Here is a 16,102-nt window from a genome sequence, read left to right as displayed (position 1 = left end):
ATTGAGGTAATGATTAGGTAATAAGGATGGTTGGGATAAAAACTTTTTGATAGAACATACATCATAGGGAGGGTTCAACTTTGAAGGATCAGGAGCTTAAAATCATTCAAACGGCAATCATCAACGAGCTGGAAGGCTATGAGTTTTACAAAATGGCCCACGAAAAAACAACGGATCCTTCTGTCAAAGAAGCCTTTTCGACTTTGGCAGAGGAAGAGAGAAAGCACATTGAGTGGCTGAAAGAGCTTTTTGAAAAGGTCAGAGACAGCGAAGAGGACGTCATCAAGCTTTCAATGATGGACAATCCTCCGAGTCCAAATATCTTTCAGTGGGAAAATCTCGACAGAACCAGCGCGAGCCTTGCGGTTTCTGTCTTTGGCATTGGCATCCAAATGGAGCGCATGTCTGTGGAATTCTATGAGAATGCTGCCAAGCGCTCTGAGATCACTGCGGCTCGCTCGCTGTTTGGTACTCTGGCTAAATGGGAGCAGGTCCACCTGGATATGTTCTCCAAGGAGTATGATAAGCTCCAGAACACCTGGTGGGTAGATCAGGGGTTTGCGCCGTTTTAGGTCTTGCTGAAAATTGAAGGGATAAAAAGGAAACGGCCAGGGGCAGCTCGATTGCAGAATCGAGACGTCACCTGGCCGCTTGTTTGTAAGCGTAGGCGCTGACTTATCTTGAAGGTGCAGTTCGGTGCCGCGTTAATGCACAAACAGTGCGTTTTTTTACCTACCTCCATTAAACCTCCATACGATTTTGGTAGAGTGAAAGGAGAATAAGGGAGGGATCGATCATGATGATCATCTTTTGGGGCATAATTGGCTATGTCATTTATCTGGCGTTTAAAGGCAGTGACGCTGCAGACAGACCGTTCAAATTTCAATCCGCCGGAAGTACTGCAGGTTCTGCCTCGAGTGCCGAAGCAATGCTGAAAAGCAGGTACGCGAAGGGCGAGATTGACGAAGAGACCTATTTGAGGATGCTGCGCAATATGCGCGGATGAGGATTTATGTGATTTAATGTTAAAAACCGCCTTGGTAAGGGCGGTTTTTTGTTTGCTGAGTTTGGATGATTCGCTATTAAATTGTACGAGAATTGTGTGAAGCTCTGGCACCAAAATGAAAGTTGTCCGCGTCACTGGTTCAGAAGTTGTCCGCGTCACCAGTTCAGAAGTTGTCCGCGTCACTGGTTCAGAAGTTGTCCGCGTCACCAAACTATAACTAACCTCTCAACTTAAACACCAGCCAATCGGTATTTTCCTCAATCACGACTCTGACTTCTTCCAAAGAAGCGGACACCTTCAGGTGGTCCGCAATCAGCGCCTCAAATCGCTGCTGATAACCTGTATACAAGGATTTCCTGAGATAGGGCACGACGCCTGAATGTTCCTTTAGCCCCAACAGTGAAGTCTCAAAAGGAGACTGGACTTCCGTTGCCCAGAGCTCCAAATCATGGGCACCCAGCGAGACGTGAACCTCTCTTGGGCCTTTACCCGTCAGTGACTTCAGCAAATGGGCAAAAGCGCTTTTCAAGGCCTTTTCGGCCTCTAGCCGCGCCTGACGGTCCATCAGACGCCCTGCCGCTTCCCCGGACGCAGACAGCTTGTCCTGAGCAATTCGGCAGAGGCTGTCCAGGAGTTCATCCGCTTCAATTGGCTTGACGCAGTATTTCACTATGCCCAGATCAATCGCTTTTAACACGGTTTCCAGGTCCGAGAATGCGGAGGTGATGATGACCGGGGTAAATATGGCTTCTTCCCGGAGGGTCTGGATCAGCGTAAAGCCGTCCATTTTGGGCATCCAAAGATCGCACAGGATGACATCAAAGGTCTGACGCCTGCAAAGTTCCAAGGCTTCAAGTCCGTTGGAAGCCACCGCCAGGGAGGCGACGCGTTTCTTCAGAAAATGCGCCAGCTCCTCCAGGGCTTCCCGGTCATCCTCCACATATAGCAGGCGCAGGGTATTCAGAAGCGTCTCCGCCTTCGGCGCATCCTGGCTCCCAGTGACACCGTTTTCAACAACATCAGTCCTTCTTTCAACACTCATCCTCATTCACCAACCTTTCCACTCATAGGCACCACAATTTCAAACGCACATCCGGCGTCAAAAGACGCCAAGGTGAGGCGCCCTCCAAAAGCGGCTTCAATGATAGATCTGGCCATGGGCAGTCCAAGTCCTGTCCCGCCCTGGGCTTCTTTGGTCGTATAATACATTTCAAAAACGCTGTCCGCTTGCGAAACCGGAATCCCTGGTCCCGAGTCCTCAACACGCACGGTCAGAGACCCATCGCGCTGCTTCCCAGCAACACGGATGGTTCGCGGCTTACCGGGCGGGTTGAGCTTCAGGGCATCAATAGCGTTGGAGATCAGGTTGAAGAGGACGTGGGAGAATTGGTTGTCGAAACCGACAATCGGCTGAAGGCTCTCTAAATTCTCGGTTGTTAAAGTAATGCCGGACACACGCAGCTGCTCGTCCACCAGGCCCTGCACCAGCCGCACCGACTCGGTCACCGTGAAGGCCCGGGGCTCAGTTCGGGGATTTGAGAAATACCGGAAGTCGTCAATGGTCTCCGACATGCGGCGGATCAGCGCGTTCGCCTTGAGGTAGCAGGACTCCACATAATCGGGATCATTCCCCGGATCCCTGAGGTTCATGAGGACCAGGCGCAGGGTGTGCAGGGGCTGGCGCCACTGGTGGGCTATGCTGCCAATCATCTCGCCCATGGCCGCCATGCGGCCCTGATAGCGGATCAGCGCGTCTTTTCGCCGGTTTTCCTCCAGCTCCCGGGTGAAGAGCCGCTCCAGCTCGAGGTTGATTTCCTCCAGGTTCATGGACAGGTCGCCGGCTGCCGGACTGCCCATGAGCGCAGCGCTTGACCCGCCTATTTCCTGAGCGACTTGGCCGATGATCTTCCGAAAGCGCGCCTCCGCCCGGCGCACTGCCTGGGCATCTCTGACTTCCTTGGTGATATCCGTCACCATACTCATATTGAGCATGGTGTCCGCGCCGGAATCCCAGATGCGGGTGAGGACCATGCGGCCGTGGAAGTGGCCTTCCTGATCAGGATTTTGGGGATCCGGCTTTCGAAGATATTTCTTCTCCATGGAATAGCTGGCAATGCGGCCTTCCATGAGGTCGCGATGCAGGTCGGCGTCCAGTTCCCTGCTGTCACTTGCGATCAGCTGTTCAATGTTCATGTGGCAAAGTTCCTCCGCTGAATACCCGGTCATGCTGCACCAGGCATCATTGACATGACGGATGTTGCCCTCGGAATCCGTCACAGTGATCCCCAGAACGGAGCTGCGGAAAATGGTTTCATAACGGGCGTTGCTGAGGACCAGCTGCCGCTCGGCGAGCTGGCGGTCGTCGATCTCCTTGAGGAGAAGGGAATTGCGGCGCTTGAGGTAAACGACGAAAAAAAAGGTAATGAGGCCAGTCAAAATCAGAAAGGCATAAGCCAGGTTTTTGCGGGTGTTTTCGAGCTGAGTCATCTTGACCTGGTCGTAGTCGAAGATCATGGTCTCCAGGTCCGGCACGCCCTCGATCATGCCCAGGTTCTTCATGGCTTCCGCCATTTTTATCCATCGGAAGGGGTTGATGTTTCCGACCTCGACAATGGGATAGTGGGTCAGCTCCAGAACCTTCCCAGCCTGGTAGGTGTTGAAGTCGAGGAGAGCAGCCTGCCTCACGGGGGAAGCATCCGGGGCTGCCAGCCGCGTCACGATCAGCTCTGAAATCTCCAGGGGATGCTCCAGGGCGTATAACCAGCCCTTTATGCTCGCACGCCGGAACCGCTCAACGAGCTCAGGATTGCTCCCGGCGAGCTTCCCCGACGTAAAAAGTGTATCCCCATAAAAGTCAACGCCATACTCCGCCGGCCGGATCACCTTAACGGGAATGCCGGCCTTCTCAGCGGCGTAGGGGATCTGACCCAGGAAATCCGGGACGACGTCAAAAGTTTCATTGATCAGGTCCTCCAGGGTGAAGTCCCTGGTGATGTCCGTGGTGCGGTTGGCATGGGGCGCAATGCCTTCGCTGGCGAGGAGGGCCTGAAGCTCCAGGTCCAGGAGATCCCCAGGCCTTCTGGCGATATGCAGCTGGGACAGGTCGAACACCGTGTTGCCCCGGTCCTCCAGCAAGGTGACGTACTCGACGGCGCTGCGCTGAAAGATGGAGGCCACCAGGATCAGATCCATGCCGGCGTCCTGGGCCATCATGAGGTTCGCGGCACCCACGCCAAAGTCCGCCCGTCCTTCCTCGACCTCCAGGGCGGCGTCCAGGATGTCCGGACTCGTCGCAGTGAATGCAGGCCGAATGTCGACCTTCAGGCCTTCCTCTTCATAGTAGCCCATCCACTGGGCGGCGTAATAGCCGGCGAACTGGAACTGGTGGTCCCAGCGCAGCTGCAGGACAAGCTCGGTCAGGTCATCAGGTACCTTCCCTGAAGGCAAAGGCGAAACCCTGCCGATGGTCCCTTCACCCACATGCGCAGCCGGTGCAGCGGCGAGAGTAGACGCGAAGGTGGTCGCATAAGCAGGGGGATAGAGCCATCCCAAGGCAAGGAATATTGCAAAGATCAATGAGAAAAGGACAGAGATCTTAGACCTCAATCTATTGAAACGCTTAGTCATAGGAGATTTCCTTTCTTGCTTTCGATGGTGTTGTGGAAAGGGACACTACAACAAAATGCCTCACTGAGAAACGTTATCGCATGCTCTGGCACCGAATTGAAAGTCGTCCGCGTCACCAACTCTGAAGTTGTCCGCGTCACCAGTTCCGAAGTCGTCCGCGCGGCTGGCGCCTATTGCGGCTGGCGCCTATTGCGGCTGGCGCCTATTGCCCCCAAGCCAATTATTCTTTGGAAATTTTATCACAAAGTCAACATCCAAACCATGTAACGACTTCACAGAGTGTACGCAGGCTCGCGGTTGCAGCCACAAAGGAAACTGGGTGTCAGACACCAAGTTTCTCCACATCAGCGGGTTTGCAATCATTGGTGAAATGGTCGGCGTGAAACGCTTCCAAGAGGAAACGCCTGAAGCAGCCTTTCGCGGGGAGCGAAAGGGGGCTTCAGGCGTTTACCTTTGATATTATTTATGCCGTTCTATCTTCACTACAACATAGACTAAGCGTTTTGCACTGCTTCCTGGTTGGTGAAGTCGTGACCATCGGCAGAATCGAGCACTTCGACCTCTTCTTTGAGGAAGATGTTGAGGAGGAGCGCCGTGATGGTGCCCGCGCTGATGCCGGAGGAGAAGAGGCTCTTGACGAAGTCAGGGAGCTGGCTGAGGAACTCCGGACGCACGGTGACGCCAAGGCCCAGACCAATGGAAACCGCGATGATGATCATGTTTCTGTTGTTGAGCGGCACATCCTTCAGGGTCTTGATGCCCGCGGAGGCCACCATGCCGAACATGATGATGCCTGCGCCGCCCAGAACCGGGTTCGGGATAATCGCGATCAGCGCACCGACTTTAGGGAAGATGCCGAGGAGCACCAGCACAATGCCCGCCAGGGAGACGACATGGCGGCTGGCGACTTTGGTCATCGGGATCAGGCCGACGTTCTGGCTGAAGGAGGTGTTCGGGCCTGCGTTGAAGAAACCGGCGAGGAGGCTGCCCACGCCATCGCACAGAATCCCTGCCGATAGTTCCTCGTCCGTCAACTCATGCTCCGCAGCTTCACCCACGGCCATCAGGCAGCCCACGGTTTCAATGGTCGTCACAAGGTAAGCGGTGATGAAGGGGATCACGGCAGCCATGCTGAACGTGATGCCGAACTTGAGCGGCGTCGGGATTGAGAACAGAGACGCGTCAGCCACGGCCTGCATATTGAGAAGACCGAGTGGCCAGCAGATGATGTAGCCAAAGACGAGGCCAATAATGACGGAGGCGGAGCTGATGAAGCCTTTGCCGTAGCGGTTGAGGAGTACGGTGACGACCAGCACTGCCATTGCAATTGAAATATTGAGGACACTGCCGTAGTCCGCCGCGCCGTAGCCGCCGGCAGCCCAGTCAATGGAGACCGGAAGGAGCGTCAGCCCGATGAGCGCGACGACGGTACCCGTGACAATCGGCGGGAAAAATTTTCTGAGAGGTTTAATAAAACGGCTGAGGATGATTTCAATGAAGGAGCCCAGCACTGTGGCGCCGAAGATGCCTGGGAGCCCCAGCATGGAGCCGACCGCGATGGAAGGGCCCACAAACGTAAAGTCCGTACCCATGACGCATGGCACTTTTGCGCCAATTTTCCAGATGCCGCGTGCCTGAATCCAGGTGGTGACGCCGGCCATGAAGATCGCCGCGCTGACCAGGTAAGCTGTGTCTGCGGTGTTGACGCCCAGAACGCCGGAGATGACCAGCGGCACGGCCACGATCCCGCCAAAAGCTGCCAGGATGTGCTGAAACGCAAGGACGAGGCTGATGTGCATAGGTGGTTTGTCATTGATTTTGTAAAGGATTTCAGAAGTTTGCTTGACTCTCATGTGTGTTCCTCCTCAAAAAGTAGGTGAGTAGCGCCGCCTGAAAAAATTAAGGTTAAATCCCTCCTTGTGAAATAAAAAAGGCCGGCAAACAGAGGTCTGTAAACCCCTGACTGCCGGCCGTATGAAGCTTGAATGCGATTCATCTTCACGATTGCCTACGCTTATGAAGTTGAAGTGGTGATGTATGTGGTGTCTGGTATGTATGGTGCTGGTGTTTCGAAGCGTCTCTATGCCGTCAGTCTGGCGAACCGTGGTTTCCGGACTGCGTGCAGGCACTTTGATCTGCCGCTGGTTACAAATGTATCACAAAATCAAAAGTCTGACTATTTGTGAAAATTTACAAAAGTAAGCGTGAAATTTTGTCATTAAATTTTGAAAATTAATGACAATCACCTAAAGATCTGCCGATAGTCATCCATCCAACAAATTTCTTAGTACCTCATGCAGAAAGTAAACTACATTGCATACAACCTAATCCACTTGCCCCATGATGTGCCCCGACACCCCCGACCTCCAACCTCCATCGTCACGCAAAATTTCCAGCCCTGTACTATGACCAGGGCAGGCTTTTTGTTATAATGTTTAAGTTAAAGAAGGAGGGGTCCCGGTGACCGACCTAATCACTCAAACTCAATCGCTGCTGACACTGCCGCTGGAAGAACTCATAGCGCACCTCGAAGACCGGGTCAACGCGCTGAACCGCGCCCACGACGGCATATTAACCCGGCTTCTGCTCGCAGCTGAAGATTATAAAAATGAAGCTCCAAATGCTGCTCTCAGGGTCTTCCTCGTCGGCGGCGCTGTCCGCGACCTGATCCTGGGCCGCGACGTCCGGGACCTGGACGTGGTCATAGAAGGTGAGATTACAAAAATATCTGACCGCCTCACGAACATTGACTGGCAGTACTACGACCGCTTTATGACCGCCTCAGGCGTCCTGGACACAGGGGAGATCGATCTGATCACCGCCCGCAGCGAATGCTACGAAGCTCCCGGACAGCTGCCAATTGTAACACCGGGCACCATAGAGGACGACCTTAAACGGCGAGACTTCACTGTCAATGCCATGGCCCTGGAGCTGGAGCTCCTGGACTATATGGATCCTGAAACTTGCGACTTAAATCAAGGCCGCACCATCCTGATCCAGCTGCTGGATCCCCTGAAAGGCCTTGATGACCTGAAAGCCAAAGCCCTCAGAGTCCTGCACGACCAAAGCTTCTTTGACGATCCCACCCGTCTGTACCGCGCGGTCCGCTACATGGCCCGAGTAGGTCTGACCCCGGTGGATCCAACCGAAAACCAAATGAAAGACGCAATTGAAGCCGGCGCGCTGAAAACCCTGACCAATGACCGCATTATGCGGGAGCTGTTCCTCAACTTCAGTGACGGCCACTGCGAAGTGGCGGTTAGCCTGATGCTTGACATTGGCCTCCTCAGCCCCGCAAGTGACAACACAAAACCAACCCCTGAAGCCCTAAAACAAGCCATAGAATTTGCCCGGGTCGTCGACCACGCCCCCGGCCTATGCGGCGACGACAAGGCAAGTCTCCTCTTCGGCTATTTTTCCCAGACCTCCCCGGACTTCGCGGAGCGCTTCCGTCAGTGCTCGCTGCCCCGCAAACTCAAAAATGCGGCCCGCGCCCTGACCACCACGACCCCCGAAGCCTTGGCCAAGCAACTGAATCTCCACGAGGTTTCGCCCCTTAAATCCCAACTTGACTCAGCTCCAACAAACCAAGCGGATGCCGATGGTCACCCAACGCATCCCGAATCCCAATATCAATCCCAATCCCCATCCCAATCCTCATCCGGCACCTCTGCCTACGCCGTCAAGCTGGACGCCTTCGAAGGCCCCATGGACCTTTTGCTCCATCTGATCCAGGACAACGAAATCGACATCTACGACATCCCGGTTGCCACCCTCTGCACCCAGTACCTCGACTACCTGACCCACATGGAAACCGCCCGGGTCGACATTGCCGGCGAATTCCTGGTCATGGCCGCCACGCTGCTTGAGATCAAGTCCATGATGCTGCTGCCGGACCGCGAAGCGGGTATTTTCGAAGCCTGGGACGTGGCTGAGGACCCAAGGACGGAACTCGTCACCAAACTCGTCGAGTACAAGCGCTACAAGGAAGCCGCGCGGCTCCTCAGCGGCCTCGAGCTGCAGGACGGTGCCTATTTTACTCGGGAGGCCTCAGATCTCTCTGAAATTCTCCCGCAGAATCCCGAAACCCTCAACGAGCCTACCGAGATCGACCTTCTCACAGAAGCCCTAAAAAGGGTGCTCTCAAAACTGGATCGCACAGACACTCACAGGGAGCATTTCTTCTCCACCTTGAACCGTGAGCCTTACGCCGTGGAGGATGCCATCAAGGCCTTGACAGCCCGCCTCAAGGAAGTGAACGACATTTCCTTTGAAGCCCTCTTCGAGGGCGGCGCGACCCGCAACGTCGTCGTGACCACCTTTCTGGCCCTGCTTGAGCTTCTGAAGCTTAAACGCGTTCGTGTGGTTCAGGACGAGATGTTCAGCGGGATCTTGATTCGGCGGAGGGAACCATCGGAAACTGAAGAGGAACTGATACAGGAGTCACTTTTAGAGCACTGGTACGAGACGTCTCAGGCTAACGACACCAGTACCGCCGCGGATGATTCCCAGGCCCAAAGCCCGCAAGCCCGCGGCGATAACCAAAACGAAAACCACACCGAAGACCACTATGATGAAGAAGGGGAGACCGACTGATGGAAGAACGTTCCTACCGAAGCGCCATAGAATCCATCCTGTTTGTCAGCGGCGAGCCTGTAGCGATCGACCGGCTGGCGGCGGCCTTGGATCTGCCCATGAGCTGGACCGTGGAACTGCTGGAATCCCTGCGCAAAGAATACGAGTCAGGGGAGCGGGGGCTGCGTCTGCTGTTTATCCGCGACTCGGTTCAGATGGCCAGCGCGCCTGAAAACGCGGACTTTATCGAGCGCGTCATGAAGACCACCAAATCGAGAGGCTTGTCCCCGGCGACACTGGAGACACTGGCCATTATTGCCTATAAACAGCCGGTGACCCGGTCGGAGATTGATTACACCCGGGGCGTCAAGTCAGATAAGCCGCTGCAGATTTTGATCGAGCGCGGGCTGATTGAAGAAAAGGGACGTCTTGAAAAAATTGGCCGCCCAATGTTATACGGCACTACGGACGAGTTTCTTCGGACTTTTGGTCTGAGGTCGCTGGAAGATCTCCCAGACCTCACGACCTTCGATGGCGCTGAGCGTCTGATCAACCTGCTGGAAGCGCGCGAAGCGGATGAGACCGATGGGGCGGATGGGTCGGATGGGGCAGATGGGTCGGTGGCAGAAATGGCAGAAGCTGAGCTGAATCCTTCATCTGAAGAGGATGCCGTTACCATTCCCTATGAAAGGGACGAAACACAATGACCACTAAAACCACTATGACCGATTCGATGACTATGATGAGACTACAGAAATATATGGCCCACTGCGGCGTCGCCTCCCGCAGGAGTGCAGAGGGGATGATCCTCGACGGCAGGGTCAAAGTTAACGGCGAGGTTGTCCGCGAGCTTGGCACCTCCATATCACCTGATACTGACCGGGTTGAAGTTGATGGTGCTCTGATCCAAACCGCCGCCGACCACGTCTATGTCATGCTCAACAAGCCTGCAGGCTACATCACCTCCGTCAAAGACAACTTTGGCCGGCCTACTGCGCTGGATCTGGTCCGGATCGACCGCCGGGTGTATCCCGTCGGCCGCCTGGACTACGACTCCGAAGGCCTCATCCTCTTAACCGATGATGGCGCGCTAACCCACCTCCTGACCCACCCGAGCCATGAATTTGAAAAGCGCTACTTCGTCGAAACCGACCGGCTTCTGACGGATGGCGAGCTTGCCAGACTGCGTGACGGCGTTGATATTGGGGACTACGTCACTCAGCCGGCCTATGTCGAAAGACAGAAGGGCAAAGGGCTGATTGTGGGGATCCGCGAGGGCAAAAACCGACAGATCCGCAGAATGGTAGAAGCCCTCAGTGCCAATGTCAAACGTCTGCGCCGCCTGTCCATTGGTCCCCTTGAACTTGGAGATCTCAAGTCCGGCGCTTGGCGCCACCTGACCCCGGAAGAGGTAGCAGCTTTGAAAGCACTTAAATAAAGACACCCGTTGAGAAACATTCTCGCAAGCTCTGGCACCAAAACAAAAGTTGTCCGCGTCACCAAAGTGAAAGTTGTCCGCGTCACCAAAGTGAAAGTTGCTCGCGCGGCTGGCGCCTATTGCGGCTGGCGCCTATTGCACCCAACCCGCAGCCTTTTAGTTCAAACACAAAGGAGTGTTCACTCATGATGCTTTTAAAAACCGCTGAAAAAGAGGATTTCGCAGATCTTCAGAAATTTATTGAGGAAGAGGGGATCACCGTCCCGGCGAGCTTCCCTCAAAACCTCGAAGTCGTCGTCGCCCGGGAAAAGGAAAAGGTTCTCGGCTTTGTCACCGCTGAGCTCGTCGTCCTGGATCCCACCATCCGCCACCTCTATATGACGCCAGCCCTCAGAAACAAAAAATTTGCCGATGGTCTCCTGAGAGCCATAATGTTCTACATGCTCAACCGCGGCTTCGGCTGGGTGTATGCGGATACTAACACAGAAATCTCGGGCTACCTGACCCGTTTTGGCTTTGAAGCAGATCCGAACGGTAAAGACCGCCTCGCCCTCGAAATCGACCCGTTCTTCGACAGAGGCTGCCAGGGCTGCAACAGCGCCAAAAAAGCCCCTGTCCAGCTCTAATAAAATAAACAGTCACCCCCCGAAAGGCAGTGATCTCACTATGAACATCTTCATCAGCAACGACGACGGCATCCAGGCCGCCGGACTGAAAGCCCTCGCCGAAGCCCTCATCCCACATCACCAGGTCTACATCGCAGCGCCGGAGGTTCAGCAAAGCGCTAAAAGTCATGCGCTGACCATGCACGACATCGTTCACGCCCGCCGCACCCACCTCTATCCCGGAAGCGCAGCAGAGTGGGCCATCAACGGCACCCCCGCAGACTGTGTCAAAATTGGTCTCGCCAAATTTGAAGAAGTCAAGTTCAACCTGGTCCTCTCCGGCATCAACAACGGCCCTAACCTGGGCATTGACGTCATCTATTCCGGCACCGTCGCTGCCGCGCTGGAAGGCAGCTTCCACGGCATCCCAAGCTTTGCCTTTTCCCATTATTCCGGCTCCGAGTCCGGCTTTCGAAAAGCCGCAGCATTCATCCGCGACAATCTTGAAACCTTGCTGGCCGCCTTTAAGTGGGACTACAACGCCGTCAACATCAACTTCCCGCCGGCGGATGATTATGAGGGCATTTCCTACTGCATGCTCGGCAAAATGAGCTACGAAAACTCCGTTCAGCGCCGCACCAGCCCAAGAGGCGGGGAGTACTACTGGATCGCCGGCGACCTCCTGATCCCGCCGGATCAGTTCGATACGGACGTCTACGCCATCTCCCAGAACCGGGTGAGCCTGACGCCCATCCGCTTCAATTTCAACGACGCCCACGAACCATTGATAGGTAGTGATCAATTTAAGCTGGATTAGAAGATTGAAGTGAGACTCGGGGTCGATAGGCGCGAGCCGCTGACACCAAGTTTCACTTCAAATGAATAAAAACGCGTCAAAATGTTTGTTAATGAATTGACAAACGAACGCGTTTTTTTTCCTTTTTTTGACCGATGTTATCCCGCCACTGCCGAACCATAGTAAGTACCCCACCCGAACCCAGATTGGAGAAGGGGAGTGATGATGTGACCATCGGCAGAATTTCTTTTTGTATACCAAAATACACACGCACAATTATACTTTATGCACGTCAACTTGCGAATTTGTGAAAGATTTCATAATAAGATGAAATCTATCTTGCAAAATTGTGACTATGTGTTATCATTGAACTGTAGTTATTCTTAAGGAGGTCGTTGACTTGAGCAAGAGTAAAGAGCAACTGGAAATCAAGATCAACAAAAATTGGTGTAAAGGTTGCGGCATCTGTATCGCGTTCTGCCCTAAAAAAGTCCTCGGATTCGACGATAATGGCAAAGTGAACATGAATGATCGTGAGAACTGCATCAAGTGCGGTCAGTGTGAGCTGCGCTGCCCGGATTTCGCCATTTTTTTGGGAGGTATAGACAATGAGTAAACGCATCGTCAAACTCATGCAGGGCAATGAAGCTTGCGTCGCTGGCGCTCTCGCTGCCGGCATGAAGTTCTTCGCCGGCTATCCAATCACACCGTCCACAGAAATTGCTGAGGGTTCAGCGGAAAAGCTCCCTGAAGTCGGCGGTAAATTCATCCAAATGGAAGATGAGATTGCAGGTATTGCTGCAGCGATCGGCGGAAGCATCGCCGGCTTCAAATCCATGACGGCTACAAGTGGTCCCGGTTTCTCTCTGAAGCAGGAAAACATTGGCTACGCGGCACTTGCAGAGATTCCGCTTGTCATCGTTAACGTCATGCGCGGCGGCCCGTCTACAGGTCTTCCTACATCACCTGGCCAAGGCGACGTCATGCAGGCTATGTGGGGGACTCACGGCGACCATCCGGTTATCGCGATTTCACCGCAGTCCGTCACTGAAATGTTCCACGAAACAGTTCGCGCCTTTAATCTTGCTGAAAAATATAGAACACCTGTCATCCTCATGCCGGACGAAGTCGTCGGTCACATGCGCGAGCGCATCGAGATCCCGAACGCGGACGAGCTTGAGATCTTTGACCGCTTGAAGCCGGTTGAAGGTGAAGATTACATCCCTTACGGCGTTCGCGAAGGCGACCTCGTGCCTCGTATGGCTGGTTTCGGTGAAGGCCACCGCTACCACATCACCGGCCTTTTCCACGACGACATGGGCTTCCCAACGAACAGCACCGTCAAGGCTGGCGTTAAAATCAACCGCCTCATGGCTAAAATCACGGACAACATCGAGGATTTGATCTCTTATGATGAGTACCTCATGGACGACGCTGAAATCATGATCGTGGCTTACGGCTCTACTGCAAGAACAGCAAAAAATGCCATCAACAAGCTTCGCGCTGAAGGCATCAAAGTCGGCATGCTGCGTCCAATCACAATCTGGCCGTATCCGGTGGAGGCGACCCTTGCCCGCGCCAAGCAAGTCAATAAAGTTCTCGTCGTGGAGCACAACCTTGGCCAGCTGATGCTGGAAGTTGAGCGCGTCGTCAAATCGGAAGCGGAGCTTCACTTCCTTGGCCGTGCCGATGGCGATGTCTTCATACCTTCAGATATCGTGAAAAAAGTCAAGGAGGTTTTATAAGTGAAGAACAGCGAACTTGTCAGCAAATATATGCGCGACTCGCGCCTTCCACATATCTGGTGCCCGGGCTGCGGCCACGGCATCATCATGCACTCCATCATCCGTGCCATTGAAAACCTCGGTCTTGACAAGGACAAGGTCACAATTGTATCGGGTATTGGCTGCTCGTCCAGAGCGCCTGGCTACATGGACTTCAACACGCTTCACACGACGCATGGACGTGCGCTCGCATTCGCGACGGGCATCAAGCTTGCGAAGCCTGACATGAAAGTCATCGTCATTTCAGGTGACGGCGACGCGTCTGCGATCGGCGGCAACCACTTGATTCACGCTGCCAGAAGAAACATCGGCATCACAACGATTGTCTTCAACAACAACATTTACGGCATGACCGGCGGTCAGTACTCTCCAACGACGCCGCATGGCGATTTTGGCACCACCGCGCCTTACGGCAACATCGACCGCCCGTTTGACATTGCGAACCTCGCGGCAGCTGCCGGCGCAACTTACGCGGCTAGAACCACAGCGTTCCACGCGACTCAAATGACGAACTACATCCAAAAAGCGATCGCCCACGAAGGGTTCTCCCTCGTCGAAGCGATTTCCGTCTGCCCGACTTACTACGGCCGTAAGAACAAGAAAGGCTCTGCAGTCTCTATGATGAACTTCCTCAAGGAGTCCTTCGTCGACGTTAAAGCTGCTGATCGCATGACGGCAGAACAGCTCCAGGGCAAGTTCCTGATGGGCGAGTTCAAGCACAACACGCAGCTGCCTGAATACTCGGCTGAGTACCAAAAAATCGTAGACCGCTTGAGGAAGGAGTAATTGTCATGGGAAACCAATTTGAACTCAGACTCTCCGGATCCGGCGGACAAGGCCTGATCCTCGCAGGAATCATTCTGGCGGAGGCGGCTATCAACTCCGGCCTCAACGCCATTCAGACGCAAAGCTACGGCCCTGAAGCCCGCGGCGGCGCTTCCAAGGCAGAAGTCATCATCAGTGACGCTGAGATTGACTTCCCTAAGGTTCAGGACCTCAACTTGTTCCTGGCGCTTACACAAGACGCCTGCGACAAGTACATCAAGGGCATCAACCCTAATGGCATTGTCGTCGTTGACGAGTCCATCAAGCTCCCTGCGGATCTTAAGGCTGGCAAGGTTTACAGCCTTCCAATCCTCAGCACGGCTTCCGACAAGCTCGGCAAAGGCATTGTTGCCAATATCGTCGCCATCGGCGTGCTCACTGAGCTGATCGACGTCCTTACCAGAGAGCAAGTCGAAGGCGCAGTCCTTGCCCGCGTTCCAAAAGGCACCATTGACCTCAACCGTGCAGCGCTCGTTGAAGGCTACGCACTAGTCAACAATTAATTATCCCAGGAAGGGCGGTCTTGGCCATGGCCGATCATAATGATTTACTCAATCGCATCGAGAAAAATTATATAAAACTGAGTAAAGGTCAAAAGCGGATTGCTGACTTTATCCTCCAAAACTACGACAAAGTGGCGTTTATGACGGCTTCCACCCTGGGGGATTCCACGGGCGTGAGCGAATCCACCGTCGTACGCTTTGCCAACGCCCTGGGCTATGACGGGTATCCCAAGCTGCAGAAGGGTCTTCAGGAATCCATCAAGACCAAGCTGACCACAGTTCAGCGCTTTGAGCTTTCCAAGGACCTTGAGAAGGAATCCAGTTATACGAAAAAGGTCATGAATGCTGATATGGACAACATCCGCCGCACACTGGACGGCGTGGATGAAGAGACCATGAACCAGATCGTCGAGGAGATTCACACCGCCCGGCGCGTTTACATCCTGGGCATGCGCAGCTCCTCCGTTCTGGCCAATTACCTCGGCTTTTACCTCAACTTCATCCTGAAGGATGTCGTGGTGGTCACTGCCGGCGCGCTGGATGTCTTTGATCACCTCGTCAACATCACCAAAGACGACCTGCTCATCACCATTTCCTTCCCGCGCTACGCGAAGCGGACCTTTGAGATCGTTGAATTTGCGACGACTCAGGGTGCGACCATCATCGGCATCACGGACAGCCCTATGGCGCCGCTTGTGCCTATGGTCAAATACTCGCTCTTTGCCCGTTACGGCATGAACACCTTTATAGACTCCCTGGTCGCGCCTATGAGCCTCATCAACGCGCTAATCCAGTCGGTTTCGATCAAGGAAATGGATCGAGTAGAAGAGAACTTCGAAAAGCTCGAGAACATTTGGAACGAATATAAGATCTACAACCCTAAGTGATTCTGTGGCCGCCTGTACAGGCTGGTTCGCATGTCAGCCATGAACTGCAGGGGGGA

Annotated in this window: 17 protein-coding genes; 14 read left to right on the top strand and 3 right to left on the bottom strand. The window is 54.1% G+C overall.

All coding sequences use genetic code 11. The annotated features are described in order from the left end of the window. The first annotated feature begins 80 nt into the window (after window positions 1-80). Together AC4PHM_RS03905 and AC4PHM_RS03900 are read left to right on the top strand one after the other, a co-directional pair. A complete protein-coding gene (locus AC4PHM_RS03905; protein WP_492019587.1) occupies window positions 81-572 on the top strand; it encodes a ferritin-like domain-containing protein in 492 nt (163 codons plus the stop codon). Between the two features lie 224 nt (window positions 573-796). Continuing rightward, complete coding sequence (locus AC4PHM_RS03900; RefSeq protein ID WP_492019586.1) at window positions 797-1,006, top strand: SHOCT domain-containing protein; 210 nt, start codon at window positions 797-799, stop codon at window positions 1,004-1,006. A 217-nt stretch (window positions 1,007-1,223) separates the two neighbouring features. On the opposite strand, the gene AC4PHM_RS03895 is transcribed toward AC4PHM_RS03900, so the two are convergent. Next, window positions 1,224-2,048, bottom strand: coding sequence for a response regulator transcription factor (locus AC4PHM_RS03895; RefSeq protein ID WP_492019584.1), 825 nt, complete (start codon window positions 2,046-2,048; stop codon window positions 1,224-1,226). 2 nt (window positions 2,049-2,050) lie between these two features. Continuing rightward, a complete protein-coding gene (locus AC4PHM_RS03890) occupies window positions 2,051-4,633 on the bottom strand; it encodes an ABC transporter substrate-binding protein (protein ID WP_492019583.1) in 2,583 nt (860 codons plus the stop codon). 15 nt (window positions 4,634-4,648) lie between these two features. Between AC4PHM_RS03890 and AC4PHM_RS03885 the strand changes: the two genes are divergently transcribed. After that, window positions 4,649-4,900 carry a hypothetical protein gene (locus AC4PHM_RS03885; RefSeq protein WP_492019581.1) on the top strand — a complete coding sequence of 84 codons (252 nt, stop codon included), beginning with the start codon at window positions 4,649-4,651 and terminating at the stop codon, window positions 4,898-4,900. A gap of 227 nt (window positions 4,901-5,127) precedes the next feature. On the opposite strand, the gene AC4PHM_RS03880 is transcribed toward AC4PHM_RS03885, so the two are convergent. Next, window positions 5,128-6,486 (bottom strand): nucleobase:cation symporter-2 family protein, encoded by a 1,359-nt coding sequence (locus tag AC4PHM_RS03880; RefSeq protein WP_492019580.1) that lies wholly within the window; start codon window positions 6,484-6,486, stop codon window positions 5,128-5,130. 132 nt (window positions 6,487-6,618) lie between these two features. Here AC4PHM_RS03880 and AC4PHM_RS03875 point away from each other — a divergent pair, with 132 nt between their 5' ends. From AC4PHM_RS03875 to AC4PHM_RS03825, 11 genes are all read left to right on the top strand, one after another. Continuing rightward, a complete protein-coding gene (locus tag AC4PHM_RS03875; protein WP_492019578.1) occupies window positions 6,619-6,819 on the top strand; it encodes a hypothetical protein in 201 nt (66 codons plus the stop codon). 274 nt (window positions 6,820-7,093) lie between these two features. After that, window positions 7,094-9,229: a segregation/condensation protein A gene (locus AC4PHM_RS03870; protein WP_492019577.1), complete on the top strand. Its 2,136-nt coding sequence runs from the start codon at window positions 7,094-7,096 to the stop codon at window positions 9,227-9,229. Then, complete coding sequence (gene scpB, locus AC4PHM_RS03865) at window positions 9,229-9,915, top strand: SMC-Scp complex subunit ScpB (RefSeq protein ID WP_492019575.1); 687 nt, start codon at window positions 9,229-9,231, stop codon at window positions 9,913-9,915. Before AC4PHM_RS03870 ends, scpB begins: the two co-directional genes overlap by 1 nt. Continuing rightward, complete coding sequence (locus tag AC4PHM_RS03860; RefSeq protein WP_492019573.1) at window positions 9,912-10,646, top strand: pseudouridine synthase; 735 nt, start codon at window positions 9,912-9,914, stop codon at window positions 10,644-10,646. The genes scpB and AC4PHM_RS03860 overlap by 4 nt, the downstream gene beginning before the upstream one ends. A 185-nt stretch (window positions 10,647-10,831) precedes the next feature. Then, window positions 10,832-11,272, top strand: coding sequence for a GNAT family N-acetyltransferase (locus AC4PHM_RS03855; RefSeq protein ID WP_492019572.1), 441 nt, complete (start codon window positions 10,832-10,834; stop codon window positions 11,270-11,272). A 40-nt stretch (window positions 11,273-11,312) separates the two neighbouring features. Beyond that, window positions 11,313-12,068, top strand: coding sequence for a 5'/3'-nucleotidase SurE (gene surE / locus AC4PHM_RS03850; protein ID WP_492019571.1), 756 nt, complete (start codon window positions 11,313-11,315; stop codon window positions 12,066-12,068). Window positions 12,069-12,447: 379 nt separating this feature from the next. After that, window positions 12,448-12,663: a 4Fe-4S dicluster domain-containing protein gene (locus tag AC4PHM_RS03845; RefSeq protein ID WP_291401351.1), complete on the top strand. Its 216-nt coding sequence runs from the start codon at window positions 12,448-12,450 to the stop codon at window positions 12,661-12,663. Beyond that, window positions 12,656-13,792 (top strand): 2-oxoacid:acceptor oxidoreductase subunit alpha, encoded by a 1,137-nt coding sequence (locus tag AC4PHM_RS03840; protein ID WP_492019570.1) that lies wholly within the window; start codon window positions 12,656-12,658, stop codon window positions 13,790-13,792. The genes AC4PHM_RS03845 and AC4PHM_RS03840 overlap by 8 nt, the downstream gene beginning before the upstream one ends. Next, window positions 13,793-14,617, top strand: a complete 825-nt coding sequence (locus tag AC4PHM_RS03835; protein ID WP_492019569.1) for a thiamine pyrophosphate-dependent enzyme — start codon at window positions 13,793-13,795, stop codon at window positions 14,615-14,617. It begins immediately after the preceding gene. A gap of 5 nt (window positions 14,618-14,622) precedes the next feature. Next, window positions 14,623-15,159 (top strand): 2-oxoacid:acceptor oxidoreductase family protein, encoded by a 537-nt coding sequence (locus AC4PHM_RS03830; protein ID WP_492019568.1) that lies wholly within the window; start codon window positions 14,623-14,625, stop codon window positions 15,157-15,159. A 26-nt stretch (window positions 15,160-15,185) separates the two neighbouring features. Continuing rightward, window positions 15,186-16,046 carry a MurR/RpiR family transcriptional regulator gene (locus tag AC4PHM_RS03825; protein ID WP_492019567.1) on the top strand — a complete coding sequence of 287 codons (861 nt, stop codon included), beginning with the start codon at window positions 15,186-15,188 and terminating at the stop codon, window positions 16,044-16,046. Window positions 16,047-16,102: the final 56 nt, after the last annotated feature.

It is taken from the genome of Acidaminobacter sp. QWL-03, from assembly GCF_058683855.1.
Note: the sequence above shows the minus strand (reverse complement) of the source record. Positions and strands in the feature narration are given on the sequence as shown.

Coding starts and splice junctions, on each gene's coding strand:
- AC4PHM_RS03900 (WP_492019586.1), top strand. CDS start 797: ATGATGATCATCTTTTGGGGCATAATTGGCTATGTCATTTATCTGGCG.
- AC4PHM_RS03895 (WP_492019584.1), bottom strand. CDS start 2,048: ATGAGTGTTGAAAGAAGGACTGATGTTGTTGAAAACGGTGTCACTGGG.
- AC4PHM_RS03890 (WP_492019583.1), bottom strand. CDS start 4,633: ATGACTAAGCGTTTCAATAGATTGAGGTCTAAGATCTCTGTCCTTTTC.
- AC4PHM_RS03880 (WP_492019580.1), bottom strand. CDS start 6,486: ATGAGAGTCAAGCAAACTTCTGAAATCCTTTACAAAATCAATGACAAA.
- AC4PHM_RS03875 (WP_492019578.1), top strand. CDS start 6,619: ATGCGATTCATCTTCACGATTGCCTACGCTTATGAAGTTGAAGTGGTG.
- scpB (WP_492019575.1), top strand. CDS start 9,229: ATGGAAGAACGTTCCTACCGAAGCGCCATAGAATCCATCCTGTTTGTC.
- AC4PHM_RS03860 (WP_492019573.1), top strand. CDS start 9,912: ATGACCACTAAAACCACTATGACCGATTCGATGACTATGATGAGACTA.
- AC4PHM_RS03855 (WP_492019572.1), top strand. CDS start 10,832: ATGATGCTTTTAAAAACCGCTGAAAAAGAGGATTTCGCAGATCTTCAG.
- surE (WP_492019571.1), top strand. CDS start 11,313: ATGAACATCTTCATCAGCAACGACGACGGCATCCAGGCCGCCGGACTG.
- AC4PHM_RS03840 (WP_492019570.1), top strand. CDS start 12,656: ATGAGTAAACGCATCGTCAAACTCATGCAGGGCAATGAAGCTTGCGTC.
- AC4PHM_RS03830 (WP_492019568.1), top strand. CDS start 14,623: ATGGGAAACCAATTTGAACTCAGACTCTCCGGATCCGGCGGACAAGGC.
- AC4PHM_RS03825 (WP_492019567.1), top strand. CDS start 15,186: ATGGCCGATCATAATGATTTACTCAATCGCATCGAGAAAAATTATATA.